The sequence below is a fragment of the Pseudoflavonifractor sp. An187 genome, assembly GCF_002160275.1.
Classification (GTDB): domain Bacteria; phylum Bacillota; class Clostridia; order Oscillospirales; family Oscillospiraceae; genus Enterenecus; species Enterenecus faecium.
Window position 1 is genome coordinate 16694 of sequence record NZ_NFKG01000003.1, and the last position, 25390, is coordinate 42083.

The following is a 25390-nucleotide window of genomic DNA, read 5'->3' on the forward strand; positions in this document are numbered from 1 at the left end:
TCTTACTTCGTTCTCAGATATTTATCCATCATGCAACCGCCATCCAAATACTTAGCGGTAACACACATTTTGCAGCGAACACACTTGTCAGGGTTGATATAATAATTATCACCTATAATAGAAATGGCTCCAGCACGACATAGCGATTCACACTTTAGGCACTTACGACAAGCGTTAAACTTGCGGATCTGATATCCAATCATGCGCTGCAAAGACTCATGATCCACAACATTCATTGTTTTAACTTTAACAGCATGTTTATATCCATCTTGTCCAAACGGCTGAATGGAAATGATAGGCACATTAGTTTTCATATCAAGAACTAATACCTCATTCAGTAGTTTTTGTCCTAACTCCGGAGCCACTCTTCCAAACGGGGTAAACATACCGATTAATTCATCATCTAAAGGACGCAGCAAACTGTAAATCTTTGCGTGATCCTCCGCAGTACAATTAGTAAATCGAATTTTTATATCGCCAGCTGCCGCTAAACCATTCCCACCCTGGCGGGCTTTCCATTTTCCGGTGTCGACGTATGTTATTGCATCCGGTTTTCCAATTTTTTTTGCAAAACTTATAAGAAACTCTCTCCACTTGTTAGATTGTTCCGGCATATAAATTCTGGATAAAAATTGCGCACGCTGGTTGTTATTTGGACAGCACCAACAGCCAACACGATCATATCCCAATCTATAAGCGTCGTTAAAGTCTACCTCCTCAGATAGAATGTACAGCCAAATGTCAAAATCCTTCCAGAAAAAAATGGGCGAGGCAACTGTTTGTTGTTGAATCTTGACAGATTCAGCATCATCTTCAATTCTATTGTACTTACTTCGACTGACAGATTCTGATTTTCTTATTCCATAAAAGGTCAGGATTTGCTGATTTCGATACAAGCTGTTGATAACTCTTGTAATTGGACCCGTTTTAAACATAGAGCAACACCAGCGCATCATTCTCGCAGGAGGACCGATATCTTCACAAACATCATAAAAAACTTGCTCTCGATTCTTTGCAATTTGAAAAATTGCGAGAGGGTGATTTTCTCTATATCTTGTCGCATACTTAATTGTCGACGGGAATTCTAAAGTTGTATCACCAAAAATATGGACCAAACTTGGATTGCTAAGTGCCTTTATAACGATGTCTGCTGTCACTGTTGAATCCTTACCACCAGAAAACGATAGAACAATATGTTCTTCATCGAATTTTTCTGCTGCTTTTTTGATAAAAGAATACGCTTCATCTTTGAGATAATGCAACCTTAGTTGATTTGCATTAACAAAATGAGCAATATGATGGTCGAAATGCTCATATGTATTCTGCCCTTTATATTGTTCAATCTTTTGACGTAAGACATCAGTATCTGCTTCTTGGAAGGTTTTACTTGAGATAGAAAATGACTTCCCATCGACATAGTATCGGCTATTTGATGCCCATACAGATTTATCAACATACGAAAACGGCTTCTTTCCTAAAAGCAGTTCAAGCAACAAGCGTTCCTCTGGAAATACGGGTCTCAGGTCTGCGGCAAGATACTTCATTTTTCTTCCGCATATGGGACAAAATCCTTTGTCTGCTTGGTTTTCCACTTGGATGACAGGAACGGCACAATGCGCACACCAATATACCTCAGTAGGAAGATCTTCAATTGTTACTGAGCCGCAAATTGGGCAGAGTTCCTCGTTAGTTTCTATACGGCAGGTTTTACACCACATGTTTGTTTCTCCTACACATCAGTATTAAAAATATACGCTTATACGCTACCCCTATATTAGCTCAGTGTAACATATTTGCGGTCCGATAAACAGGACATCAATTATTTCTCTTCTTGAATCTGAATACACTTCTTACGCGCATCCATGGGCTTTTCGGCATCCTTAGGAATAGCCCAAGATTTCCCAAACTTCGTTAACCCCGGAATCCTTCCTTGTGAGCATAGAACCTGAACCCGTCGGCGGGTGATTCCCCATTTTTCAGCGGCTTGGGCAATCGAAATATAATCCATATTTCACACTCCATCAAAATAAAACAGCCCTACCATAAAAGGAGGGCCACATTAAATACAGCTGACGTCAATACAAAAGAAACAGTCCTTGCATCTGCACAGTCGTTATTAACGCAATAGCTTAATGCGACAAGTAGGTTGGAATCATTATATACCATTTAGCGAACAATTACAATCGATTACTACTAATATTCGACAGTCCTCAGTTCTGCTCTATGTTGCTATGTAAAATTACTCACGACAAACAGAGCAGACAAATAAGAAGCAGGTGAATTTAATTGAGTATCTCTGTGGTAAATAGTAAGATTGCACCCATCTTTCCACATCCCGTTCCAGACGCACCAATTATCTACCCCAACACCTTCTCCGGCGAAGGCCATAAGGTATTTGAGGTTGCACAGGCCACTGGCTACCCGCTGTTTACCTTGGCGGCCATCACTGATCTGGACTTGAACCACGACATTGTACCTTGGGACAGCTTACCTGCTTTCAAAAATGCCGATCCCTGCACGGATGGTGCAGATGACTATCTACAGCTCCCTCTGGTTCCCCGGAATGAAGGAGTACATCTTTTCCCATGAGCCAAAGCGCTGGCCGGAATGTGCCTACTTTTCTCTGGGAGACAAGGAGGCCAAGACACGAAATGCTGTTTTGCATACAGTTCAAGAGAGCACTGAGGGCGTACATACTTATGATCGATGCGGTGTATTGAACCAAGGAAACCACTTTGTCCAGAGCGTGGAGCACACCAGGAGCACACCACTGCCTGGATACTGAGCCGATGAGACTTGTCATAAGCGCTATTCCTGGATACAATGGCAATAGGAAGGGAGGCATAGTCTATGGCAACAATCCGATGTCCGCACTGCGGCAGTCCTGTCATGGTGCGGGGAAGCCGTTGGGAATGTGGCTGGTGTGGGGATTTTGGAAGTACTTCTTCTCTGTTCCCATCCGAACGAGCCAAGCTGGTTCCCGAGAAAAGCACACCACAAATTACTTTGAGCTTTACCGTCTCTGTGGAGGACACTACGCCTCCGCCACGCCATTTTACCCGCACAGAACTGGTGGATATGGTCCGCCGCTGGGATTTTTCCGAAAACGAGTGGGCCTGCCGGGAACTGCTGATTGCCGACTTTCCCGATGCTGTCCGGCGCTGGACTGCAGAAGAACTGGAGGACATGGACACCCAGGATCTCCTTTGTGAAACCGGTAACAGTGACCCCCAGGCCGCAGTTCAGATGATGAAGTTGCTATTGGACACGGCAGAAAGTCACCTCCAGGAACCAGAGGTGGCCGAGCAGCTGTTGGGATGGGATATGTGCGATCTGTTCCGAAATCAGTTTGTCCAAGCTCCCCTTTTGAAACAACTCAAGCAGGATGACCGTCTGGCACGGCAAATATTTCAGAGTGCCTATGTAGGGGATGCTCAGGAAGATTTATTGGATGCGTGTGACTGGTTTGGGGAAGCAGAACTGAAAAAACATCTTTATTCTCTTTTGACTCAAAATCCCTTTTTCGAAGGATTTGACTAAACGGAACAGCCCGGCCTGTGTCAATCACAGGCTGGGACTTCCTGCTTTTTCGATGTTTTCTTATCTTTGATTAGGCGTGCTAAAAACTGATACGCCTGAGGGGCAGAAATAACTTGCATTCAGGTGCCATCAGAGGTACAATACCCCAAACCTGAATATGAAAAAGAGCCCTTCTGGACAGGCGGCGGCAGCGGATGCCGCACCTGGTCAAGAAGGGCTCTTTGACCACATGCGATTCCATAAAATTTGATTATTCCGAACATAAGCGCTTAGAAACTGGCACTATTTTTGCATAGTCCGTTGTTTTTGGAACATAAAAGTTGTGGTCAAAAATTCGCAGTCGAATTTTTCTCCCTTATTGATATTATAAACTTATTTTCTGTTCTGTGCCGCAATCATGCACTTTACATCGAAGATTTTATAGTGCCTATTCTTTGTCTATAGCGTGTTAAAAATTGATACGCCTGCTGCACGAATTTTCGATGTCTTGGTTATGTGTTGGGCAGATCGTTTTCAAAGCACCGGCCCCAATCTCATCTCTCGACTGCAAGCGTACACACTGGCTCGCCACTGGCTGCCTCTACATAGACACATCTTCCATGACAAGCTGTTCGCTTTCTGCATGACCGGACAGAGACAGGAACTCACCTGCAATATCCGGGTTTTTGAACCGAAGTACATCCGTATCTTTTCTGCCAAAAGCAAGAAAATCCACGCCGCCATACCACACAACACTTTCATCGACAACGGCATACCGCTGATTTGGTTCTTTGTGCGTATGGACCACTATGCCTATCTGCTCCAATATCTTAATCGCCTCACACACACTTTCTTGATTTAAGAGTTCTCTGCCATCTGCCGTTCTGGTATGGATCGCAATTTCGACACCGGAAGCGACCGCCTTCTGCAAAGGGGGAAGAAGTTTCACGATTCTGCCTTTTTGCAGATAGGGACTAACAATAACCACGCTGCGGACAGCATCGTCCAAGTCCTGCTCAAAGGGAAGCATAGATGAGTGGCCATCATAAATCACACCGATAGACTGATCCGCTGCACCGAATTTGACCTGATATCCCAGTTCCGCATAACCCTTCAGGCGTTTATGATACATCCGCTCCAATGTAGGAACATTGATATCCACATAATCGTAGATGCGAACTTCCTGCTTTCCTTCATAATTTCTATGGAGACGACCGGCATACTGTGCCAATGTGCCCTTCCACGATATGGGCATCGCCAGAAGCAAGGTGTCCAGCCGTGGGGCGTCAAAGCCCTCTCCAATGTACTTTCCGGTGGCAACGACCACCACATCCTCATCGTCAGGCATATTCTGCAATGCGGTCAGCTTTTCACGCTTATCCTTTTGCTTGTCACTGCCAATGAGCAAGAAAACGTGTTTCACCTGATCCGACAGCTGATTGGCAAGCAATACAGCGTGTTCCTTCCGCTCCGTCAGAAGAATCGGTGTGCGCCCCTCCTGAACCAGCTTCAAAGTGTCTGACACCAACAGTCCGTTCCGGTTGTGATTTTCAATCACACCGGCGTACATATCCTGAATCCTGTTGGCATCCGGCAACCTCATGCGAGTAAATCTGGGGATTACGATATGAGAGAAGCTTCGCTTCTCCGCCTGGCTTTTTGCGTCCACCAAATACCGGACAGGACCGCACTGCATAAAGATGATGGGATGATGGCCGTCCTTGCGGACAGGTGTGGCAGACAAACCGTAAACATATTTGGCTTCCACGGCTTTCAGCACGGTTTCAAAGGTGAATGCGGCCACATGATGGCACTCATCTACAATGACCATTCCGTACTCTGCCACAAAAGACTTTACCGTCTTTTCTTCTCCCTTAAGCAGGGACTGCATGGTGGCAATATCGACAATCCCGCTGCGGGTATTCTTTCCACTGCCGATTTGGCCAATGAGATGCCGCTTTTTCTTCCTGCCACGCTTTTTAGGAAGTTCCGGCAGAACCTCATGAATATTCAGAAATTGTTCCAGCGAGGATTTCCACTGTTCCAGCAATGCGCTGGACTGTACCAATACCAGGGTATTGACTTTACGCTGTGCAATCAGATATGCACCGATCACAGTTTTCCCAAATGCAGTAGTTGCGGACAGAACACCCATGTCTGCGGCAAGCAGCGCCTGAGCAGCGGGTTCCTGCTCTGGACGTAGCATTCCGTTGAATTCCACATCAATGGAATGTCCCAGTGATCTGTGATCCTCCAGGATGGCAGGGACTTCATATTGATCGAATAACCCCAGAAGCGCCTCTATACAGCCACGGGGAATGCCAATGTAATTCTCATCCTCATATCCGCAATCCAGCACACGGGGAATGCCATATACGGAAATGCGCATGGCTTGCTTGGAGCGAAATTCCGGATTTGGAAACGCCGCAAGCCGTTTGAGCGTATTCAACGCCCCTTGAGAGAAGTCTTTTTTCTCAATGTAGATCAGATTGGAAATATACAGGCTTACCTGCAACGGAAAATCTCTACGTGTCAGTTTTGTCTGGGTTCGCTTGCGTTTCCAGGGCACTTGCTTCTCCTCGGCATCTGCCAATTCTCCCACGTCGCCATGATGACATAGTTTCCTTAAGGCTTCTTCCAACTGTTCCGGTGTGATTCTTGGCAGAGAGGAGAGAAACGCCCATTGATCGGGATAAGGCTCAAAGCGGTCATCCACAAACAGAGAATTTCCGTCTTTCTGTGCCTGTCCTTGAAATGGCAGGGCAATCAAATTCCCGAAACCGCCCTTCGGCACAAGATCCTGAGACGGGAACAACCGGTCATAGGACGAAAAGGATAGCTCATGCCGGCACGACATGGTTTGGGTCAGCAAACCGGTCCCCAAGCGCCTGGCATCGGCGGCGGAAACAGGCTCCGAAAAGAAAAACCAGACATGGGCTCCGTTTCCGGAGCGGGAGCGTTCCACTGCCGGTACAAGTCCCGCATCTTTGCAGGATTTACAAAATGAAGTCACATCAAGCTTCCAGTTTTCTTCATCAAAATCCGCAGCCAGCAGCCAAGTCTTGTTGTCCTCCAGCATCGGATAGATTGCCGCCACATCTCTGCACAAAGAATCACGGCCAATCAAATGTGCTTTGACCACATCGGCCGTGAGCGGCCGAAACTCACGGTTGGGGCACTCTGCGCACCTGTATTTCTTTTTATCGCACAGGCCATGTACCCATTCATTTTTACAGACTGGGGTGTAACCGGTTTTCCCGGTGGTGGTGCTGTGATACCGGCGTGCATATACATCTTCCCGCCCTTTGAAAACAGAGAGGAAATACTCGATTTTCTCCTGTGAGGAGCTGTGTGCGTGAACCGGAGCAGACTGTACATCCGTTAGAGCACAGCTGCGCCACAGCGGCTCGGAGCATACCGCCCTTTTGCCGTTTTCATCTTCACAGAGAAGCAGCGCCTGCCCCCCATCCAGAGACGGGACGATTTCAAGAAGCGTATATTCCCGGCCATTGATGATCGCTTTTCGATTCATACACAGCACCCCCTCCGCACCAGCAGTTACTTCCGTCTATACTTTGTTTTCCTGCCGTTTCCATCCTGATAAATCAGGCCCTCGGCAACCATGCGTTTTAGAATCCGGTTGGCTGTGGCCTGGCTCACATCCAGCAGCCGGTCTACATCACTGCGCACGATATGACCATGGGAACCAATGAAATCCAGAATCCGTTTCTCTTCGCTTTTGAGTGTACCAACCAGTGTCTCTGTATGATTTGCGCCGGTGTTCCTGTTTGGTAGCGTTATTTTGAATGCGTTGCTCGATACCTCGATTTTGGGCTTCAACTCCGTCTCCGTGTAGGCGTTCATGATTTTAGGCATACCGGTGCCGTATGCCTCAATCAGCTGCAGACGATAAAATATGGCTGCCAGCTTGGGGTTTCGGCAAACCGAAAGTCCCAGCATAATGTCGTCCAGTTCAATGCCGGAGGGCAGTCCACCCACAGAAACAAATTCGATTCTGTCAGCATACACACTGACAAGGGTGCTTGCACGGAAGGAATAGTCTCTGTGGACCAGTGAGTTCAACAGCGCTTCCCGCAGTGCATCTTCCGGATAATCCCGTGTGTCGATTCGGTATAGCCCATCAAAAGTTGCCTTTGTCTGGTTACGCATATCCAGATAGCTGTATAGCTCCTCCATCTGCTGAAACAGCGAACCGTCAAATTCTCTTCTGTCCTGAAAGCTTCCCTTATCTTCCCCCGAGAAGGTCGCCGCCTTGATGGTGCTGGGACACTGGTCGGACAGGAGCAGCGCCACATTGGAGTAGATACCATCCGCGGAGGTCATCCCAAGGGTCTGCATTTTTGCAGCATCAAATGGGATATTCTGCTTCTCGAATTGCTTCTCTGCCGCTTCAAAGCTGAGGTTCTGTTCCAGTGAACGCATGGATTCGAAGCTGTCACCATCGGTTTCCTTAATCATTCTTCGGATTGCAGTATCTGTAGCCGGGTCAGAAGATGTGCCGTTTCTGACATAGACCCCACTGGGTTTCAACCCCTTACTGCCCAGATAATAGGGCCGGTCGGTTCCTTTTTGAATGGTCACAGCGATGATATCCTTGTCCGTGACATGCTGCGTTTCATAGCCCACAAACATTGTCACATCAGGTTTAATGGAATCTCGAATCATATTGTTCAGCTGCAACATGACTTGGTCTGCATTTTTGACTCCCACAACGCTTCCATCGTTGCTGACGCCAATATACAGCGTACCGCCTTTTGTGTTGGCAAAGGCAATGACTTCTTTGCAGATATCTCCCACGACCTCTGCTTTCAGTTCAACAACTTCACTCTCAACAAATGCCATACACAGCGCCTCCTTTTCTTAGTTATCATTATAGTCATTCTTGTCATTCTTGTCAAATTCTATTCATCTGACAAGAAACTAATTCCGGCCTGTCAACGCCTTGGCGCGAGAATATTTCTTTGATTAGACGTGCTAAAAACTGATACGCCTGAGGGGCAGAAATGACTTGCTTTCAGGCTTTGCCAAAGGTACAATACCGCAAACCCCGAGCATGAAAAAAGAGCCCTTCTGGACAGGCGGCGGCAGCGGATGCCGCGCCTGGTCAAGAAGGGCTCTTTGACCACATGTTTGACCACAGACAGCGTCGGAGCACTCGGAAACAGTGGAAATAAGAGCGCTAAAAAGTAATTGCTTTGGAGTGGATAGTTCCATAAACTACTATAAATAACTATAAAAAATACCGAGAACCTCTTTGGGAGCAGGATGTCAGGAGTTCGAGTCTCTCCACTCGGACCACAATTGTATGGCCTCCACCAAGGGTGGCAGGTTTGCATCCGCAGACTTTCTCATAGACCATCTCCTTTCTGTTGCGTATGGAATTACCTAGCGAGCCAATTCCTTTTCTGCTTCCTCAACCACATCTGGCTCTGCGCTGTTTATGGCCTTTTGAAGCCAATATTCTGCCTGGCTTCGGTTTTTCTCCACATAGATACCCTGATTGTAAAAGCGACCAACCAGTTCCATCCCCTTGCCATATCCAGCGTTTGCCGATTCTAAGTACAGATCAAAGGCTTTTCCCAAATCTACATCTGTTCCAAACCCATAGTGATAACAGATACCCAGGTTATAGGTAGCTTCTATATGCCCCATTTCATGGGATTGGATCAAAAGCTTTGTAGCCAGATCGTTGTCCTCCGGGACACCGTCACCATAGATGTGCTTCATGGCCAGCTCAAACAATTCCTGTGCATTCATATTGGTTCCTCATCTCGTTCGATGTAGCGTCTCATACACGCTCAGTAGTCAAACTCGTGTTCCCCCACTGGGATTTTCTGCGTCAATGTCTCCCCAGGATACGCCTTTCGAATCTCAATGAGATTCAAAACAGTGTAGCCACGCTGGCGCAGAAATGCTATCATGCGGTGATTGTTGGGATGAACATAATTATAAACCGTATTGTCTCCATAGGAAGCAGCCAGTTCCTCCGCTTTGCTGTGCAGAGCAGAAGCGATTCCACAACGGCGGTATTCTTCGCCCACAAAAAGGGACTCCACCCAGACTACTCCGTCATCAACCCGGCACACAACATAGCCCGCATATTCGCCATCCACCACAGCTGCATACACAGGAAACTTAGCAACCAGATATTCTTCCATTTCCTCTCGCCCTGCCTCTGGATTGGGCTTGGACGGAATGTTCTTATAGGAACGTAACTCAACTCGGAACAGGGCAACCAACTGTGCCAGAGCTTCGTTGACCTTGGTAACTTGGATAATCTCCATACTCTCTCCTCCATCGTGTGAGATGCAATTCTACGTCATTGATGTTCAGCCAGTATCTCCATTATATCGGCCCAGCGCAACGTTTTCCATCCCCTCTTTTATTCCAAAGCATACTTCCAGTTTCAGCAAAAAAGGGAGCAAAGTTCTACCTTGCTCCCTTTTTTGCATGAAATTCATATTTAGTTTGTTGCGGCCAGGTATTCCTCCGCCATATGAACGGCTACCGCGCCGTCTGCCACTGCCGTCACCACCTGACGCAGCAGCTTGGTGCGTACATCGCCCACGGCAAACACCCCGGGAAGATTGGTGGCGGTGGTCTCATCCGCCACCACATAGCCCCCGCGGTCCAGCTCCAGCTGTCCCTGCACCAGCTCGGTGGCGGGCTTTCTGCCCACGCTGATAAACACCCCGTCGCAGGGTACCGTGGTCTCCGCCCCGGTGTTCACGTCCCGGAGCCGCACGCCGGTGACCTTGTCCTCGTGCAGCAACTCCACCACCGTGCTGTTCCACCGGAACTCCACGTTTTCCGCCTGAATCAGAGGCTGGTGGTACACCTTGGTGGCCCGTAGCGTGTCTCTCCGATGCACCAAAATCACCTTCCGGGCCACTCGGCTGAGGAGAAGGGCGTCCTCAGCGGCGGAATTGCCGCCGCCCACCACAACCACCGTCTTATCCCGGTAGCGCATACCATCACAGGCAGCGCAGTAGGCCACGCCTTTCCCCACCAGAGCGGCCTCCTGGTCCAGGCCCAGCTCCCGGGGATTGGCCCCGGTGGCCAGAACCACGGTTCTGGCGTAGAAGGTCCCCTCGCTGGTCTCCAGCTCCTTGGGTGCCCCGGTGAGATTCATACGCAAAACCTGGGCGTACTCCGTCTTGGCTCCGAACCGCTCCGCCTGACGCTGCATATTCTCCGCCAAGGTAAAGCCGTCCACCCCGTCCTCAAAGCCGGGGTAGTTGTCAATGTCCTGGGTCAGGGCCATCTGGCCCCCGGCGGACAACTTTTCCAGCACCAGGGTATCCAGCCCAGCTCTGGCCCCATACAGGGCGGCGGTGTAACCGGCCGGCCCGCCGCCCACGATGATCATATCATAGATGTGGTGTTCGCCCATAACCGTCTCCTCCTTACTGCTCCAACGCTTGGCGGATGAACTGGTCGATCATAGCCTTGGACTCGGGGGCCACAATGGAGGAGATGGCCTCCCCGTTCCGGTACAGCACCAGGGTGGGAATCACCTCAATCTGCTGCTCCTGGGCCAGCTGGGCCTCCTCGTCGATGTTCACCTTGGCCACCACCAGCTTCTGGCCATACTCTTCTGCAATCTTTTCAAATGCAGGGCCAATCCGGCGGCAGTAGCCGCACCAGGGTGCCCAAAAATCCACCAGCACGGGCTGATCGCCCTGGGTCAGTTGTTGAAATTGTTCCTTATTGATATTGATCGCCGCCATGTGGGTCAGCTCCTTTCCTTTGTCTGAGGTTAGTATACCCAAACTGTGAGATTTTTTCTGTGACCACATCACCAAACATAGCCCATCCTTGGACACTGAAAAGCAGGTCGCAGCCCAATGACTGCGACCTGCTTTGTTTCTACTCTGTGTGATGGTCTACGCATCCGCTTAGCCGTTGCGGCGCTTGCGGGCAATGGCCACGCCGCCCAGAGCGGTGGCACTGCTCATCAGCACGCCCACCATGGCAGCCAGCTGGCTGGCATCTCCCGTCTGGGGTACGTTGGTCTCGGGTTTCTCAGACACCACAGGCTTCTGAGTGGCCTCGGGGGTCTGGCTGGCCTCAGGGGTCTGAGTGGGCTGGGGAGTGGTCTCAGCGGTGAGTCCGTTCATGGCGGAGGCGAGCGCTTCCACAGCGGCGTCCACCGCGTCCTGATCCTCCACGCCGAGGGTCTCGTCCGCCATCAGCGCCTGAGCCTCAGCCAATGCAGCTTGGAACACGGCCACGCTCTGGGCGGTATAACCGGAGAGGTTCACAGCCTGAGCCTGGTTCAGAATATCCTTCAGGTTCTCCTTGTTGGCCTTGTAGCGCTGGGCCAGAATGGCGTTGAGCAGTGCTTCGCTGGCCTCTCCCACATCCCCTGCCAAGGCATTGCCGCTGTCTTCCAGCAGCTCCTGGGCCTGGGCCAAAGCGTCCACCAGCTGCTGCCAATCGGTCTGCACGTACTTGTCCTGCTCGGCCACCATGGCCTCGGCCTTTGCCACCAGCTGCTCCAGCATGCCTCTGCCTTGTATTTTTTCCACTGACGTGGTAGCATGAAGGAAAAGGAGATGGAACCATAAAACTTTACAAAATCACCTTCAGCCCCACAGGCGGCACCCAAAAGGCCGCTGACCTGCTGGTGGAGAACTGGGAGGCCCAGTCCATTTCGCTGGACCTCACTGACCCCAATGCCCACTTCTCCGATTACTCCCTAACCGCAGAAGATGTGGCCGTCATTGCCGTGCCCTCCTATGCTGGCCGGGTTCCCGCCCCTGCCGTCCAGCGTCTAACCGCCATGCAGGGCAACGGCGCCCGGGCGGTGCTGGTGTGCGTGTATGGCAACCGGGCCTATGAGGACACTCTGGTGGAGCTGGAGGACGCCGCCGTCCAGGCGGGCTTCCAGGTGGTGGCCGGAGTGGCCGCCATTGCCGAACACTCCATCGCCCACCAGTATGCCGCCGGACGTCCAGACAGCCAGGACAAGCAGCAATTGCAGGACTTTGGACAAAAAATTTGGGATAAGCTGCAGTCCGGAGACAACTCCCAGCCCGCGCTGCCCGGCAACCGCCCCTACAAAAAGGCGGGCGGAGTCGGCATGGTGCCCAAGCCCTCCAAGGACTGCAACCGCTGTGGCCTGTGTGCCCAGCAGTGCCCCGTCCAGGCCATTGACCCCGCCGACCCTAGCCGCACCGACAAGGAGCTGTGTATTTCCTGCATGCGCTGTGTGGCCGTGTGCCCCAAGGGTGCCCGGAAGGTAAACCCCGTCATGCTCACCGCCGCACAGGTGGCCTTGAAGAAGGTTTGCTCGGACCGGAAAGAGGGAGAGCTGTTCCTGTAACCGTACCGCAAAGAGGTGTTGGCCCCCGTTGGATGGAGGCCAGCACCTCTTTCCTTTCCTCAAGTATAGGTTTTAAGCATGGTGATGCATTCTGTATAAGTATTGGTGATTCTATCTCTGGAGTGTTAGAATCAGAATCAAAGATCCACTCACATAAGGAGGAACCCATATGAGTAAACACGTTTTGGTCATCTCCACCAGCCTGCGCTCCCGCAGCAATTCCCATCTGCTGGCTCAGCAGTTTGCCCAGGGCGCTCAGGACGCTGGGCACCAGGTGGAGCTTGTCTCCCTGCAAGGGAAACAGCTGCACTTCTGCAACGGCTGCATGGCCTGTCTGGAGGCCCACCGGTGTGTCATTGAGGACGACGCCAACGCCATTGTGGAGAAGATGGGGGCAGCAGACGTCATCTGTTTTGCCACTCCCGTCTACTATTATGAGATGGCCGGTCAGATGAAGACCCTGCTGGACCGGGCCAACTCCCTGTATGACTCCGACTACGCCTTCCGGGACATCTATCTGCTCACCGCCTCCGCCGAGGAGGAGGACAGCGCCTCGGATGGACCTGTTCACGGCCTCAACGGCTGGATTGCCTGCTTTGAACGGGCCCGACTGGCCGGCGTGGTCCGGGGCGGCGGCGCCAACGACCCCGGTGAGATGGGCCAGGACAAGCTGGACGCTGCCTACCGGATGGGCAAGAACGTGTAAGGAGGGAGCACGCCATGGAATCCAAGTACAACGGTTATTCCTTCCCCCTCCGGGACACCGTGCGCCGGGAGAAAGTAAAGTTCCACAACCGCTACGGCATCGAGCTGGCGGGAGACCTGTACCTGCCCCAGGACGCAGCGGGAAAGCTGGCCGCTGTGGCAGTGTCCGGCCCCTTCGGGGCGGTGAAGGAGCAGTGCTCCGGGCTGTACGCCGAAGAGCTGGCCAGCCGTGGCTTTGCCGCTCTGGCCTTTGACCCCTCCTTTATCGGAGAGAGCGGCGGGGCGGTGCGCAACGTGGCCTCCCCCGACATCAACACCGAGGACTTCTCCGCCGCCGTGGACTTTTTGGCCACCCGGGACTTTGTGGATGGGGAGAAGATCGGCATTCTGGGTATCTGTGGATTTGGCGGCATGGCCCTGAACGCCGCCGCCATGGACACCCGCATCAAAGCCACGGTCACCTCCACCATGTATGACATGAGCCGGGTCAACGCCAAGGGCTACTTTGATTCCACCGACAGCGCCGACGCCCGGTACGAGATGAAACAAGCCCTCAACGCCCAGCGCACCCAGGACTACCAGTCCGGCACCTACGCCCGGGCCGGGGGTGTGGTGGACCCGCTGCCCGAGGACGCCCCCTTCTTCCTCAAGGACTACTACGACTACTACAAGACCCAGCGGGGGTACACCGAGCGGTCCCTCAACTCCAACGACGGCTGGAATGTGACCTCTTCCCTGTCCTTTGTCAACATGCCCATTTTGCACTACACCAACGAAATCCGCAGTGCCGTGCTGATGCTCCACGGGGAGAAGGCTCACTCCTGCTATTTCAGCCGGGACGCCTTCGCCCACATGGTGGAGGGCAACCCCTACACCGCCAATAAAGAGTTGCTTATTATTCCCGGAGCTGTCCACACCGATCTGTATGACCGGAAGGACATCATTCCCTTTGATAAGATCACAAGTTTCTTCCACGAGTATTTGGTATAAAGGAGGCCTTTGAAATGGCAGTAAAGCAGACCGCAGGCCGGGACGCTCTGGGTAAGTTTGCCCCCAAGTTTGCCCAGTTGAATGACGATGTATTGTTTGGAGAGGTGTGGAGCCGTGAGGACAAACTCTCCCTTCGGGACCGCTCCCTGGTCACCGTGGTGGCCCTCATGGCCCAGGGGCTGGTGGACAGCTCCTTCCAGTATCACCTGACCACCGCCAAACAAAACGGCATCACCCGGCAGGAAATTTCCGAGATTCTCACCCACGCCGCCTTCTACGCTGGCTGGCCCAAGGCCTGGGCCGCCTTCCGCATGGCCAAAGAGGTGTGGGCGGAGGAAGATGACGCGGACGGCAAGGCCCAGCATCAGCAGGAGATGGTCTTCCCCATCGGCGCGCCCAACGATGGCTTTGCCCAGTATTTCGTGGGGCAGAGCTATCTGCACCCCCTGTCCACCAGCCAGGTGGGGGTGTTCAATGTGACCTTTGAGCCGGGTTGCCGGAACAACTGGCACATCCACCACGCCACCCAGGGCGGCGGGCAAATGCTGATCTGCGTGGCCGGGCGTGGCTACTATCAGGAGTGGGGCAAGGAGGCCCAGGAGCTGCACCCCGGCGATGTGGTGAACATTCCCACCGGGGTCAAGCACTGGCACGGGGCCGCTCCCGACAGCTGGTTCTCCCACCTGGCTCTGGAGGTTCCCGGTGAGAACAGCTCCAACGAATGGCTGGAGGCCGTCTCCGACGAGGAGTACAGCAAACTCAAGTAACGAATAAGGGGGTGACGGAACCGTCACCCCCTTTTGTCGTCTATTTGGTTATCCGCCGATCTTTTCCACGGGTTTTCCCACCTTATGCTCCAGGAAGCTGCGGAAAGAGTCCACCGTGCCCCCCTTCAACTCTCGCTTGGCAAACGCCTGGGCGTGGTTTTTGCCCAGCACAAAGACAAGATAGTCCCGGGTCTCCGCAATGGCCAGGATGTTCCCATACTCCCAGCTGGTGGTGGCGCCGGAGATTTTGCACTCATAGTGGTCCCCGTAGAAGCTGCTGCTGCACAGCTCACTGCCCGGCATCATGCGGCGTTGGGCCATCAGGGCGTTGAGGCCGTCGCCCCAGCCCTGCACCACAAACAGGCACACCACCGCCACCAGGATCACGGCTTTGAACCACAGCCGTTCGCCGGGCTCCAGCAGGAGGGACAGCCCCAGGACCAGAAGCAGGCATCCCGCCATCCACCACCGCCGGGCGGTCTTCTTCCGAACGGTTTTCCGCAGCGCGCGAGACATATCGGCCAGAGTGTGGCGATCATAGATGGTATAGCAGCTATATTCCATAGAGATTCCCTCCTAACTTGGCGCGGTCATTTCTTTTACAGTATAGCAAACCCGCAGTGGAAAATGCAAGATTTCCACTTACCAGATGGAGCCCTGGAAATGGCCGAAAATTTTTTCAACTTTTTTTGATTTCCCTCTTGCAATTTCAAAAATCATGTGCTATTATGTCATAGTTCGGTTCAGATCCGGGTGTGGCGAAGTTTGGTATCGCGCTTGACTGGGGGTCAAGAGGCCGCAGGTTCAAGTCCTGTCACTCGGACCAAAAGAGAAGAGCACTGTCAACATCAGTTGGCAGTGCTCTTCTCTTTTGATTTGTACGGGGTGGTGAACCTGCGGCCTCTTGGTGCCGTCAGGCACATAAAATCCGCCGCCCTATGGCCTCTAGAGCGTCCGCTCTGGGGGCCATAGGTTCAAGTCCTGTCACTCGGACCAAAACAACGGTTTTTTTATTATCCCCTTCTTTGGTGGATTGAGCTATATCAAATTGAATTGCCTGTTTTTATTTTTGGGGACGATACTTAAAAATCAATATGGTTCCCCATATTCCCCCACAAAGCATGACCTCAAGAAAACCAAGGAAATGAATAGAACCAAAAGAAAAGTTCGAATTAACAAACGCCACAAGGTGATTTGCACCTAAAAGCCAGCATAGTGTTGTAGTTTGAATAGTTAATAATCTTAGGGCAGCAATATCCTTTTTCTTTATCGAAAGCATGATTGCTGTTATTAAGGCAATATTCCATAACGCAATTTCTCGCTGCCAACCAACCGCACTTCCCCAAATTGAGTACTGCTCTCCAATTTGAGGAATGAATAATTGCCAAATACAGGCTCCTCCACACGCAAAAATGATAAATAGTAGATAGAATTTGTACGAGCACATAGATTTTTTATTGTCGTTCTCGGTCATTGTGTTCCTCAAAAACATGAAATCTATTTCAGGTTTAGTGTATCACGCCATCCGTCTGATGTCAACAATGTATCTGAAATTAGTTTCAGATTTTATTGATTTGATCACTATATTGCGGTATAATGGTTAAGACAACAAAGGCGGGTGAATGTAATGCCTACAAATGAAATCCGTATTCCTAAACAAAAACGGTCTATTGAAAAAAAAGATGCTATTATAGTAGCAAGCTATGAACTGTTTTGCGAAAAAGGGTATTATAAGACTAATACGGCGGAAATTGCAAAGGCAGCAAATGTTTCTACCGGAATTGTCTATAACTATTTTCACGACAAACACGACATTCTAAAGGAAGTTATTGGTCTGTATATTTCCAGATTGGAATCTGAATTTAGAACTGCACTTAGCAGGCAAATTCAAAAAGAGGATCTCCATAACCTTGTTAAAGAACTGCTTGATGCATTGATTACCTCTCATACCATGAATGGTTCTGCGCATAATGAGTTTATGGCCTTGGCGTTACTCGATCCTGAAATACAAAATTACTTTGTTGATTTTGAAGCAAGGCTACTCGCACAAATTAAGGAACTTCTTATTAGTGCAGAGTTTTCGTCTTGCTTCTTAGAGGAAAAACTTCGCATCGCTTTTGGGATCATTGAGCAGCTTTGCCACGATTATATACAGCAGATCATTGATGAAGCACAGTTGTCCAGATCAAAAATTGTTGCGGTTCAAGCCATTACGAGTTTAATCGAGATGGATGTTGAACCGGAAATTAAATAGTCAGTATAGTGATTTTATAAATCGTTCAAACACTAATACCTGAAATGTAAAATCATTTTGGGTGATGTTATGAAGTTTGAACGAGATGAGCGACGATTTGACTTTCACGATATAGGGCTTGCCATTAAAAAAGCTCGGGAAGCCAGTGGGATGACGCAGGAGCAACTGGCCTATATCGTTGACCGGGCTCCTCGCACCATCATGTATAACGAGAATGACGGCCACCACCCCAGCCTTAACACCTTTTATCAGATGGTGACGATGTTCAATATATCGGTTGACCAATATTTTTATCCGTCCAAGAATAAAGGCAGCGAGTGTAGAAAGCGTATCGACGCCATGCTTAATGCTCTGGACGAAAAAGAACTGAAAATTGTAGAAGCCACGATCCAAGCGATGAAAGCGGCTAAGGAAACGGAGGATGCGTAAGAGAAACACGCACCTCCGTTTTTTTGCGCTGTTTAGGGCAGCGCACTAATGGCAAGCAGGGCAAGTGTGGCCACACTTGCTATTTTTGCAGCCCGAGAGGGCCGCAAAACGCTTGTTGGGGAGCCCATCAATGTATACATCTGGCACCAGGGCCTGCTGTTCTATTTCCATTTCATCCCCATGTTCCTGTTGCAGCTGGTGCTGTGCCGCACCCGCTCCACCCCGGTGTGCATCCTCCTCCCCCTGGGCATTCTGGCCGGAGTGGGTCTGGTGTGGCTCTGTCTCACCCAATGGACGCTCTTGGGCTGGGCCCTCTTTATATACTGGTGCACGGCCCCGGTGATGGGCTGCGCCCTGGCCTGGGTGGTCTACTTTGCAGGGTATCTGCTGGGGTACCGACGGGTCTAACCACACAAAACGCATGGGCGGACGGCCTCGAAAGGCCGTCCGCCCATGCGTTTATTCTTCCAGAGCCAGAGAGGCCTGGAGCAATTTCTTGGTGTAGTCGTGCTGGGGGTTGTCGTAGATGGTGTCCACGTCCCCCTGCTCCACGATCTCCCCCTGGTACATCACCGCCACCCGGTCGCAGATCTGATAGACCACCGCCAGGTCATGGGAGATGAACAGGTAGGACAGGCGAAACTTGGCCTTCAAGTCCACCAGCAGCTGGAGGATTTGGGCCTGCATGGTCACGTCCAGAGCGGACACCGGCTCATCCAGCACAATGAGGCGGCTGCCCCCGATGAGGGCGGCGGCAATGGCCACCCGCTGGCGCTGACCGCCGGAAAGCTGGGAGGGGCGGCGGGAATAGTGCTCCTCCCCCAGGCCCACCTGCTGCAGCATGTCAATGGCCTGGGCCTTCCGCTCCTTCTTGTCCTTCACCCCCAGCACCCGCAGAGGCTCCTCCAAAAACCAGCCCACCGACTTGGCGGGGTTCAACGAGCCGTAGGGGTCCTGAAACACCATCTGAGGCCGGAAGGCGTTGACCTCCAAGGTGCCCTCGGTGTCCTTTACCACCCCCAACAGGCACTTGGCCAGGGTGGATTTACCGGAGCCAGACTCTCCCACAATGCCCAGCACCTCGCCGGGGTCCAGGGTGAGGGAGACGTTGCGCAGCACTTGCTTGCGCTCCTTGCCCTTTCCATAGTAGCTGTTGAGGCCCTGGATGTTTACCATTGGTTTCTCAGCCATGGCTGCCACCTGCTTTCAGTTTGGTTCGGGTGGGGCGGGAGGCGATGAGCCGCTGAGTATACGCCTGCTGCGGGTGGTGGAACACCTGCTCCACGTCCCCTGCCTCCACGATCTCCCCCTGCTGCATCACCACCACGTGGTGGCACAGGGCCCGGATGACACCCAGGTCGTGGGAGATGAACAAAATGGCGATGCCCTCTTTCCGGTTGATCTCCTTGAGGGTGTCCAGAATCTGTGCCTGGATGGTGACATCCAGGGCGGTGGTGGGCTCATCGGCGATGAGCAGCTTGGGCCGCAGCACCAGGGCGGCGGCAATCATCACCCGCTGGCGCATACCGCCAGACAGCTGGTGGGGGTACTGGTGGTACAGCTGCTCCCCATTGGGCAGCCCGGCCAGGGCCATGGCCTCCAGAGCCCGCTGTTTGCGCTCCTTGGGAGGCATCTTGGTGTGGATGCGCAGGGCCTCCTCCACCTGGGGTCCAATCTTCATGGTGGGATTGAGGCTGGTCATAGGCTCTTGGAAGATGATGGACAGGTCCTTGCCCTGATAGCTGCGCATCTGGCTGCGGGTGAGGTCCAGCAGTTCCACCCCCTCAAAGCGGATGGAGCCGGAGACCTGGACGCTCTTGCGGTCCAGCAGGCCCATGATGGCGTGGGCGGTCATGGACTTGCCTGAGCCGGACTCTCCCACAATGCCGATGACTTGGCCCTCCTCCACATGGAGGGAGAAGTCCTTCACCGCCTCGAAATGACCCTTGGGGTTGGGAAATGCAATTTTCAAATGTTCAATCTGTAACATCATGCCGCCATCCTTTCCCGCAGGCCCTCGCCCAGCAAACTCACGCCCAGGATGGTGAGCACCACCACCAGGGCAGGACAGAGCATACACCAGGGGGCAGTGGACCACACCGCCTGGGCCTCGTTGAGCATCCGTCCCAGGCTCACGTCGGGGGCGGTGACGCCAATGCTCAGATAGCTCATGGACGCCTCGGAGAGCACCGCATTGTTAAAGCCGATGGTGAGCCCCGACAACAGGGTAGGCCAGGTGTTGGGCAGGATGTGGACAAAGAGGATGCGTCCATTGGACACCCCCATGAGCCGGGCCGAGCGCACAAAGTCCCGGTCCCGGACCTTGAGGAACTCCCCCCGCACCAGGCGGGCAAAGCTGGGAATGAAGAGAATGCCCAAAGCTCCAATGACGTTATACTTGCCCGGGCCAATCACCGCCAACACCACCAGAGCCAGCAGGATGCTGGGGAAGGCGGCCAGGGCGTCACAAATTCGCATGACCAGGGCGTCCACGACACCTCCGAAGTAGCCGCAGAAGGCGCCGATGAGCAGCCCGGCCACAAAGCCGATGGCCAGCACGGCCAGGGCGATCATCAGGGTACTGCCCGCTCCCTCCATGGTGCGGGACAGGATGTCCCGGCCCAGCTGATCGCAGCCGAAGGGGTGGGCCAGAGAGGGGGCGGCATACCGGTCCGCTCCCACCATGGCGGTGGGCTCATAGGGGGTCCAGAACATACCCACCCCGGCAAAGCCCACCATGAGCACGGTGAGCACCAGGCCCAGCCGTCCATACCAGTTGCGTGTTGTCATCTCGCCTCACCGTCCTCTCAGTCTGGGGTCCATGACCCGGTAGAGCAAGTCGGCGGCGAAGTTGCACACCACCACCACCGTGGCGATGAGCACCACAATGGCCTGCACCACCGGATAGTCCCGGTTGCCAATGGAGGTCACCAGCATCTTGCCCAGGCCGGGGATGCCGAAGACCTGCTCCACCACAATGGAACCGGCCATAATGTCCGCCACCGTCATGGCCAGGAAGGTGACCACGGGAATCATGGCGTTGCGCAGCACGTGCCGCCACAGGGCCGAGGTCTTGGAGTTGCCCTTGCTGTACGCCGTGCGGATGTAGTCCTGGCCCAGCTCGCTGAGGATGGAGCCCCGCAGCATTTTCACCGTCATGGCCGACCGGGGCAGGGCCACCGCCAGGGCGGGAAAGAGCATGTACCACAGGTAGGGCCCCCATCCAGCCTGGGGGGTGACAATGGCCCCGGGCTGGAACAGGCGCAGCACCAGTCCAAACACATACACCAGCAAGATACCCGCCACAAAGTTGGGCACCGACATGGTGATCTGGTTGAGGATGGTGAGCACCCGGTCCACCACGCCCCCCTCATACCGGGCGGCGATGATACCCAGGGGCAGCGAGATGGCCACAATGAGCACAAAGGCCAGCACCGCCAGGGTGAGGGTGTGGGTGACGCAGGTGGCCAGCAGCTGAGCCACCGGCATGCCGTAGTTGTAGGACTCCCCCAGGTCCCCGGTGAGCAGGCCCCCCAGCCAGTGGAGGTACCGCTGCCAGATGGGCAAATCCAGCCCCAGCCGATCTCGGAGGGCTGCAATCTGTTCCTGGGTGGCCTCCACCCCCAGGATGGAGGAGGTGGGGTCGCCAGGAATGATGGAGAAGGCCACAAAGGCCAGGATGGTCACCAGCAGCAGGGTGGCAATCAGCAGCAGCACCCGCTTGACCAGGGTTTTCATCATACATCTCACCTCTTGCAATTTGGGGGCCGCAGGTGCGGCCCCCAAAGCGTTGGTCTCTTATTTATAGTGGATGGTGCTCATATCCAGCACATAGGTGGCATAGAAGGTCACGCCATCCAGGGCGGGATTCATCACCACCAGGTCGCACAGGTCCTGAATCCACAGGCTGGCGGCCTCCTCGTTGAGGATGGTCTGGGCCTGCTTGTAAAGCTGGGTCTGCTCGCCCTGGTCCAGCGTGGTCAGGGCCTTCTCCATCACCTGGTCATACTCCTCCGAGTTGAAGTTGATGAAGTTCTTCTGGTTGTCGCTGACGTAGCGCTCCAGCATCTCCCGGCCGGTCATGTCGCTGGCGGCGATGCCCACCACGGTGGACTCAAAGTCGCGGCCACGGTACACATCGCTGACCCAGCTCTCCCACTCGATGGGGTTGAGGTTGGCAGTGATGCCCACCTGAGCCAGCTGCTGGGAGACCACCTCAGCGGTCTCCACGTGCTGGGTGTAGTTGGAGGGCACGGTGATGGTCATGGTAAAGCCATCGGGATAACCGGCCTCAGCCAGCAGCTGCTTGGCCTTTTCCAGGTCCTGCTGGTAGTTTTCCGCCAGCTCGGGCATGAAATACTTGGTGTAAGCGGGGTACATGCTGGTACCAGTGGCCACGCCGTCCCCGTTACACACAAATTCGATGATCTCAGGGACATTGATGGCGTAGTACATGGCCTGACGCACCCGCACGTCGTCAAAGGGCTTGACGTCGTTGTTCAGGTACAGGGCCTGCACCAGCTTCATGGTGTCCTGGAGCACGGTGAACTGCTTCTCCACCTCCTTGCGCACCGAGTTGGGCAGGTGGATGACCATGTCCAGAGTGCCGCCCTGCAAGCCCATCACCAGGGTATTCACATCGGTGATGATGCGGAAGGTCACCTTGTCCAGCTGGGCGGGCTCGCCCCAGTAGCCGTCAAACTTCTTCATCTCCATGCTCTGCTGAGGAGTGTAGGAGGTGAAGGCGAAGGGACCGGTGCCGACGGGAGTGGTGGCAATGGTGTCGCTGGAATTTGCGGGGATGATGGCGGCAGTCATGGAGTTGATGAACTCCAGATTGGGCTCTTTGAGGGTGAGCACCACATGGGTGTCGTCGGTGGCCTCCATGCTGGTGACATTAGAAAACGCCGAAATCAGAGGCGTTCCATCGTTCTCTGACCCGGCGCAGCGTTCCAAGGAGTATAGTACATCTTCCATGGTGACTGCGTTGCCGTTGTGGAACTTCACGCCCTCCCGCAGGGTAAAGGTGTACTGAAGTCCGTCGTCGGAAACTGTGTAGTCACTGGCAACAGCGGGAATGACGCCGCCGTCGGGACTGGCTTTCATCAGTCCTTCGAAGATGTTGAACAGCACTTCACTGGTCCCTGCGGCTACCGCCTTGTGGGGGTCCAGGCTGTCCAAATCCTGTGCGATACCTACCGTGACTGAGTTTCCTTTGGATAACTCGCCCGTTTGTGCAGAGGCTGTGGGGGTGGCGCTATTGTTCGTGCCTCCTGTACATCCGTACAGTGAAGCCGAGAGCATGACCCCGGCCAGCAGCAGCAAAAGGGCCCGTTTCGTGAACTTGGGCATTTTGCTTCTTCCTTTCGTTTCTGCTTTTCTCGCAACTGTATTCAGTTGTCCGGTCTATTCTAACACACAGGAGCAGAATTGCAAGGTATTTCTTGCACAATTTGAGTGGCGCAGGGAGGCCCCCTGCGCCACACTTTGCCACTTATTTCAATTGCTCGTACAGGCCCGCCATGTCCTCAGCCCCATCCCCTACCAGGTAGACGGTGCCATCGTCCATGGTGATAAGCAGCCAGGGCCCCTCTTGGGGGTCCATGCACACGGTGATTTTGTCGTACTCGTCGCTCTGGTAGCGGCCCTTATATACGTTGTCCATGGCCGTGCCAGCAATGCGCCGCAGCCCCTCCGGCTCCTCTTGCAGCAGCTGCACCTGGTCCACGTCCGCCAGGGAAATCTCATAGTGATCCCAGCCGTGCTCTGCCACCAGGGCGGTGTCGGTGAGGGTGAGGGTCACAGGCGCCCGCTCCTCCGCCATCAGCCATACGCCGAACAGGGGCATCAGAAGCATCAGAACCGCCGTAGCTCCCATGATGACCCGGCCGCTTTTCTTGGCCAGGTTCACGGTGGTGTTCATGCCGATGCGGTTGTTGACCACCAAGTGGGTGTCGTTGGGGTCATAGTAGAACATGCCCCAAATCCACTTTTCGTCCTCGTCCACATAGTAGGTCTGACCGCTCTGGGCGGTGAGCCGCTCCTGCTGGTGGCGCAGGTGGAACTCCAGCCCCACCGCCAGCACCAGAAAGAGGACGGTGAGGGCCAACATCACCACCAGGCCCCAAACCGGGTGGGACAGAGACAACCACATGGCCAGGTTGACCCCTGCCATAAACCAGCTGCCCCACACCCAGCTCCGCCGCCAGGCTCTCCGGCGGATGCGGGTGAGGGTCTGGGTGAGGCTCTCATTTTCGTCCACCGTCTCCGCCCGCCGCCGCATGGCCCACTGATACAGGGCCCAGAACAGCAGCACACACACCGGTCCGGTGAGAAACAGGGCGGTCATCAGCCAATCCTGTTTCACAATGCCCCACACCAGGGGCGCCAAGCTCACCACCAAAGGAAGCAAAAACTGCACGGGCGAGATGGGCTTCTCCCCCTGGGCCGCCGCAGTGAGGTTTACCACATGGGTGCGGGGCACCTCCGGGTACCAGCCCTGTTCCTGTTTCAGCGCCTTGAGCTTTTTGTGGTACTTCACATAGGGGATAAAGGGCAGCACCATAGCCACATCAATCCAAATCAGCCACACAGTCAGGGACAGCCCCGTGGACATGGGCAAAAGCACCAGCACCACCGCCGATACCAGCAAGCCCAGACAGATCCACCGCAGAATCCGGCGGAACCGGTTCAACAGCTCCACGGTCTGGGGGTGGGTGCGGCCCACATAGGGCAGCGTGACCCCCAGGGCAATGTTCTTTTTAAACTTGGTCTCGTTGTTGAGCTGCCAAAACATCAGCGGTATGATGATAATTCCACACGCCCAAAGAATCAACCGAACGATCATAGTCACCCCTCCTGTTCATATAGCTTCTGGCACAGTTCCAGCACCTGCTCCTTCTGCCACCCGGCCACGCGCAGCTCGGATAGGGCCAGCTTCAACCGCCCAACCGTCTGCTCCGGCACGGTCTGGGCTCCCTCTCGAGCACTGACCACCGTGCCGCTTCTCCGGTCGGTGGTGATGTACCCCTCCTGTTTCAGAAGCTGGTAGGCCTTGCTCACCGTCATCATGTTCACCCCGGCCTCATCGGCCAGAGCCCGCACCGTGGGCAGCTTCTCCCCCGGGGATAAGACCCCTTGGGCAATGCCCACCACAATCTGGTCCCGAATCTGTTGGTAAATGGGTCGCTCACTGTTGAAATCCAATTGCAACAACATGAAGGTTCACCGTCCTCTCTTTGTCTTGTTTGTATTATAGATTGTAATACAAGAGATATAAAAAGTCAACCCCTCGCGGGGTTGACTTTTACGTTATTTCTTATATAGAGGCAAAGTACAGTTTACAAGGAACTACACAGAGTAATGGTCTGACGGGAG

The 25390-nt window shown here is 53.6% G+C and carries 27 protein-coding genes and 1 tRNA gene; 10 read left to right on the top strand and 18 right to left on the bottom strand.

Annotated elements, in window-relative coordinates; genetic code table 11:
* Nucleotides 1–2: 2 nt before the first annotated feature.
* Nucleotides 3–1718, bottom strand: coding sequence for a phosphoadenosine phosphosulfate reductase family protein (locus B5F22_RS02900; protein ID WP_087390702.1), 1716 nt, complete (start codon nt 1716–1718; stop codon nt 3–5).
* Between the two features lie 101 nt (nt 1719–1819).
* Complete coding sequence (locus B5F22_RS02905; RefSeq protein ID WP_087390706.1) at nt 1820–2008, bottom strand: helix-turn-helix domain-containing protein; 189 nt, start codon at nt 2006–2008, stop codon at nt 1820–1822.
* Between the two features lie 290 nt (nt 2009–2298).
* Between B5F22_RS02905 and B5F22_RS12530 the strand changes: the two genes are divergently transcribed.
* Together B5F22_RS12530 and B5F22_RS02915 are read left to right on the top strand one after the other, a co-directional pair.
* A complete protein-coding gene (locus tag B5F22_RS12530) occupies nt 2299–2589 on the top strand; it encodes a hypothetical protein (protein ID WP_242955045.1) in 291 nt (96 codons plus the stop codon).
* Between the two features lie 261 nt (nt 2590–2850).
* Nucleotides 2851–3540 carry a hypothetical protein gene (locus B5F22_RS02915; protein ID WP_143482169.1) on the top strand — a complete coding sequence of 230 codons (690 nt, stop codon included), beginning with the start codon at nt 2851–2853 and terminating at the stop codon, nt 3538–3540.
* A gap of 580 nt (nt 3541–4120) precedes the next feature.
* Here B5F22_RS02915 and B5F22_RS02920 read toward each other — a convergent pair.
* From B5F22_RS02920 to B5F22_RS02950, 7 genes are all read right to left on the bottom strand, one after another.
* Complete coding sequence (locus B5F22_RS02920; RefSeq protein WP_087390712.1) at nt 4121–7051, bottom strand: DEAD/DEAH box helicase family protein; 2931 nt, start codon at nt 7049–7051, stop codon at nt 4121–4123.
* Nucleotides 7052–7077: 26 nt separating this feature from the next.
* Nucleotides 7078–8382 carry an RNA-binding domain-containing protein gene (locus B5F22_RS02925; protein ID WP_087390715.1) on the bottom strand — a complete coding sequence of 435 codons (1305 nt, stop codon included), beginning with the start codon at nt 8380–8382 and terminating at the stop codon, nt 7078–7080.
* Nucleotides 8383–8925: 543 nt separating this feature from the next.
* Nucleotides 8926–9297: a tetratricopeptide repeat protein gene (locus B5F22_RS02930; protein WP_087390718.1), complete on the bottom strand. Its 372-nt coding sequence runs from the start codon at nt 9295–9297 to the stop codon at nt 8926–8928.
* 41 nt (nt 9298–9338) lie between these two features.
* Nucleotides 9339–9824: a GNAT family N-acetyltransferase gene (locus tag B5F22_RS02935; RefSeq protein ID WP_087390720.1), complete on the bottom strand. Its 486-nt coding sequence runs from the start codon at nt 9822–9824 to the stop codon at nt 9339–9341.
* A 179-nt stretch (nt 9825–10003) separates the two neighbouring features.
* On the bottom strand, nt 10004–10933 hold the full coding sequence (trxB, locus tag B5F22_RS02940) for a thioredoxin-disulfide reductase (RefSeq protein WP_087390723.1): 930 nt from the start codon (nt 10931–10933) through the stop codon (nt 10004–10006).
* 13 nt (nt 10934–10946) lie between these two features.
* Nucleotides 10947–11270, bottom strand: coding sequence for a thioredoxin (gene trxA / locus B5F22_RS02945; RefSeq protein ID WP_087233808.1), 324 nt, complete (start codon nt 11268–11270; stop codon nt 10947–10949).
* A gap of 168 nt (nt 11271–11438) precedes the next feature.
* Nucleotides 11439–12047, bottom strand: a complete 609-nt coding sequence (locus B5F22_RS02950) for an LPXTG cell wall anchor domain-containing protein (protein WP_087390726.1) — start codon at nt 12045–12047, stop codon at nt 11439–11441.
* A 122-nt stretch (nt 12048–12169) separates the two neighbouring features.
* Here B5F22_RS02950 and B5F22_RS02955 point away from each other — a divergent pair, with 122 nt between their 5' ends.
* The 4 genes from B5F22_RS02955 to B5F22_RS02970 all read left to right on the top strand — a co-directional run bounded on the left by B5F22_RS02955 (nt 12170) and on the right by B5F22_RS02970 (nt 15330).
* Nucleotides 12170–12868 (top strand): 4Fe-4S binding protein, encoded by a 699-nt coding sequence (locus B5F22_RS02955; protein ID WP_343223920.1) that lies wholly within the window; start codon nt 12170–12172, stop codon nt 12866–12868.
* A 169-nt stretch (nt 12869–13037) separates the two neighbouring features.
* On the top strand, nt 13038–13574 hold the full coding sequence (locus tag B5F22_RS02960; protein WP_087390734.1) for a flavodoxin family protein: 537 nt from the start codon (nt 13038–13040) through the stop codon (nt 13572–13574).
* 14 nt (nt 13575–13588) lie between these two features.
* Nucleotides 13589–14563 (top strand): alpha/beta hydrolase, encoded by a 975-nt coding sequence (locus B5F22_RS02965; RefSeq protein ID WP_087390737.1) that lies wholly within the window; start codon nt 13589–13591, stop codon nt 14561–14563.
* A gap of 14 nt (nt 14564–14577) precedes the next feature.
* On the top strand, nt 14578–15330 hold the full coding sequence (locus B5F22_RS02970; RefSeq protein ID WP_087232429.1) for a carboxymuconolactone decarboxylase family protein: 753 nt from the start codon (nt 14578–14580) through the stop codon (nt 15328–15330).
* 48 nt (nt 15331–15378) lie between these two features.
* Here B5F22_RS02970 and B5F22_RS02975 read toward each other — a convergent pair whose 3' ends face one another.
* Nucleotides 15379–15894, bottom strand: coding sequence for a YcxB family protein (locus tag B5F22_RS02975; protein ID WP_087390740.1), 516 nt, complete (start codon nt 15892–15894; stop codon nt 15379–15381).
* A 185-nt stretch (nt 15895–16079) separates the two neighbouring features.
* Between B5F22_RS02975 and B5F22_RS02980 the strand changes: the two genes are divergently transcribed.
* A tRNA-Pro gene (locus tag B5F22_RS02980) sits at nt 16080–16156 on the top strand.
* Nucleotides 16157–16393: 237 nt separating this feature from the next.
* On the opposite strand, the gene B5F22_RS02985 is transcribed toward B5F22_RS02980, so the two are convergent.
* Nucleotides 16394–16804 (bottom strand): hypothetical protein, encoded by a 411-nt coding sequence (locus tag B5F22_RS02985; protein ID WP_050004307.1) that lies wholly within the window; start codon nt 16802–16804, stop codon nt 16394–16396.
* 153 nt (nt 16805–16957) lie between these two features.
* On the opposite strand from B5F22_RS02985, the gene B5F22_RS02990 reads away from it, so the two are divergent.
* From B5F22_RS02990 to B5F22_RS03000, 3 genes are all read left to right on the top strand, one after another.
* Nucleotides 16958–17584, top strand: a complete 627-nt coding sequence (locus B5F22_RS02990) for a TetR/AcrR family transcriptional regulator (protein WP_087390743.1) — start codon at nt 16958–16960, stop codon at nt 17582–17584.
* A 69-nt stretch (nt 17585–17653) separates the two neighbouring features.
* The gene (locus B5F22_RS02995; protein WP_087390746.1) at nt 17654–18013 is read left to right on the top strand and encodes a helix-turn-helix transcriptional regulator; all 360 of its coding nucleotides are present in this window, start codon (nt 17654–17656) and stop codon (nt 18011–18013) included.
* Nucleotides 18014–18079: 66 nt separating this feature from the next.
* Nucleotides 18080–18421: a hypothetical protein gene (locus B5F22_RS03000; RefSeq protein WP_087390749.1), complete on the top strand. Its 342-nt coding sequence runs from the start codon at nt 18080–18082 to the stop codon at nt 18419–18421.
* A gap of 51 nt (nt 18422–18472) precedes the next feature.
* Here B5F22_RS03000 and B5F22_RS03005 read toward each other — a convergent pair whose 3' ends face one another.
* From B5F22_RS03005 to B5F22_RS03035, 7 genes are all read right to left on the bottom strand, one after another.
* The gene (locus B5F22_RS03005; protein WP_087232452.1) at nt 18473–19204 is read right to left on the bottom strand and encodes an ATP-binding cassette domain-containing protein; all 732 of its coding nucleotides are present in this window, start codon (nt 19202–19204) and stop codon (nt 18473–18475) included.
* A complete protein-coding gene (locus B5F22_RS03010) occupies nt 19197–19985 on the bottom strand; it encodes an ABC transporter ATP-binding protein (protein ID WP_242955046.1) in 789 nt (262 codons plus the stop codon). The genes B5F22_RS03005 and B5F22_RS03010 overlap by 8 nt, the downstream gene beginning before the upstream one ends.
* A gap of 17 nt (nt 19986–20002) precedes the next feature.
* Nucleotides 20003–20803, bottom strand: a complete 801-nt coding sequence (locus B5F22_RS03015; RefSeq protein WP_087232458.1) for an ABC transporter permease — start codon at nt 20801–20803, stop codon at nt 20003–20005.
* 6 nt (nt 20804–20809) lie between these two features.
* On the bottom strand, nt 20810–21754 hold the full coding sequence (locus B5F22_RS03020; protein WP_343223921.1) for an ABC transporter permease: 945 nt from the start codon (nt 21752–21754) through the stop codon (nt 20810–20812).
* A gap of 57 nt (nt 21755–21811) precedes the next feature.
* A complete protein-coding gene (locus B5F22_RS03025; RefSeq protein ID WP_242955047.1) occupies nt 21812–23194 on the bottom strand; it encodes an ABC transporter substrate-binding protein in 1383 nt (460 codons plus the stop codon).
* Nucleotides 23195–23507: 313 nt separating this feature from the next.
* Entirely contained in the window at nt 23508–24860 is a 1353-nt protein-coding gene (locus B5F22_RS03030; RefSeq protein WP_087390755.1) for a hypothetical protein, read from the bottom strand.
* A 2-nt stretch (nt 24861–24862) separates the two neighbouring features.
* Nucleotides 24863–25231, bottom strand: coding sequence for a GntR family transcriptional regulator (locus tag B5F22_RS03035; protein ID WP_087390758.1), 369 nt, complete (start codon nt 25229–25231; stop codon nt 24863–24865).
* Between the last annotated feature and the right edge of the window lie 159 nt (nt 25232–25390).

What these genes read in the sequence shown, in the direction of transcription:
- trxB (WP_087390723.1), bottom strand. Translation starts at nt 10,933, where the DNA reads ATGGGCGAACACCACATCTATGATATGATCATCGTGGGCGGCGGGCCG.
- B5F22_RS02970 (WP_087232429.1), top strand. Translation starts at nt 14,578, where the DNA reads ATGGCAGTAAAGCAGACCGCAGGCCGGGACGCTCTGGGTAAGTTTGCC.
- B5F22_RS02950 (WP_087390726.1), bottom strand. Translation starts at nt 12,047, where the DNA reads ATGCTGGAGCAGCTGGTGGCAAAGGCCGAGGCCATGGTGGCCGAGCAG.
- B5F22_RS02900 (WP_087390702.1), bottom strand. Translation starts at nt 1,718, where the DNA reads ATGTGGTGTAAAACCTGCCGTATAGAAACTAACGAGGAACTCTGCCCA.
- B5F22_RS03035 (WP_087390758.1), bottom strand. Translation starts at nt 25,231, where the DNA reads ATGTTGTTGCAATTGGATTTCAACAGTGAGCGACCCATTTACCAACAG.
- B5F22_RS02905 (WP_087390706.1), bottom strand. Translation starts at nt 2,008, where the DNA reads ATGGATTATATTTCGATTGCCCAAGCCGCTGAAAAATGGGGAATCACC.
- B5F22_RS02930 (WP_087390718.1), bottom strand. Translation starts at nt 9,297, where the DNA reads ATGAATGCACAGGAATTGTTTGAGCTGGCCATGAAGCACATCTATGGT.
- B5F22_RS02995 (WP_087390746.1), top strand. Translation starts at nt 17,654, where the DNA reads ATGAAGTTTGAACGAGATGAGCGACGATTTGACTTTCACGATATAGGG.
- B5F22_RS03015 (WP_087232458.1), bottom strand. Translation starts at nt 20,803, where the DNA reads ATGACAACACGCAACTGGTATGGACGGCTGGGCCTGGTGCTCACCGTG.
- B5F22_RS03030 (WP_087390755.1), bottom strand. Translation starts at nt 24,860, where the DNA reads ATGATCGTTCGGTTGATTCTTTGGGCGTGTGGAATTATCATCATACCG.
- B5F22_RS02925 (WP_087390715.1), bottom strand. Translation starts at nt 8,382, where the DNA reads ATGGCATTTGTTGAGAGTGAAGTTGTTGAACTGAAAGCAGAGGTCGTG.
- B5F22_RS02985 (WP_050004307.1), bottom strand. Translation starts at nt 16,804, where the DNA reads ATGACCGAGAACGACAATAAAAAATCTATGTGCTCGTACAAATTCTAT.
- B5F22_RS02915 (WP_143482169.1), top strand. Translation starts at nt 2,851, where the DNA reads ATGGCAACAATCCGATGTCCGCACTGCGGCAGTCCTGTCATGGTGCGG.
- B5F22_RS02960 (WP_087390734.1), top strand. Translation starts at nt 13,038, where the DNA reads ATGAGTAAACACGTTTTGGTCATCTCCACCAGCCTGCGCTCCCGCAGC.
- B5F22_RS03005 (WP_087232452.1), bottom strand. Translation starts at nt 19,204, where the DNA reads ATGGCTGAGAAACCAATGGTAAACATCCAGGGCCTCAACAGCTACTAT.
- B5F22_RS02990 (WP_087390743.1), top strand. Translation starts at nt 16,958, where the DNA reads ATGCCTACAAATGAAATCCGTATTCCTAAACAAAAACGGTCTATTGAA.
- B5F22_RS02920 (WP_087390712.1), bottom strand. Translation starts at nt 7,051, where the DNA reads ATGAATCGAAAAGCGATCATCAATGGCCGGGAATATACGCTTCTTGAA.
- B5F22_RS02975 (WP_087390740.1), bottom strand. Translation starts at nt 15,894, where the DNA reads ATGGAATATAGCTGCTATACCATCTATGATCGCCACACTCTGGCCGAT.
- B5F22_RS03020 (WP_343223921.1), bottom strand. Translation starts at nt 21,754, where the DNA reads ATGATGAAAACCCTGGTCAAGCGGGTGCTGCTGCTGATTGCCACCCTG.
- B5F22_RS02935 (WP_087390720.1), bottom strand. Translation starts at nt 9,824, where the DNA reads ATGGAGATTATCCAAGTTACCAAGGTCAACGAAGCTCTGGCACAGTTG.
- B5F22_RS02965 (WP_087390737.1), top strand. Translation starts at nt 13,589, where the DNA reads ATGGAATCCAAGTACAACGGTTATTCCTTCCCCCTCCGGGACACCGTG.
- trxA (WP_087233808.1), bottom strand. Translation starts at nt 11,270, where the DNA reads ATGGCGGCGATCAATATCAATAAGGAACAATTTCAACAACTGACCCAG.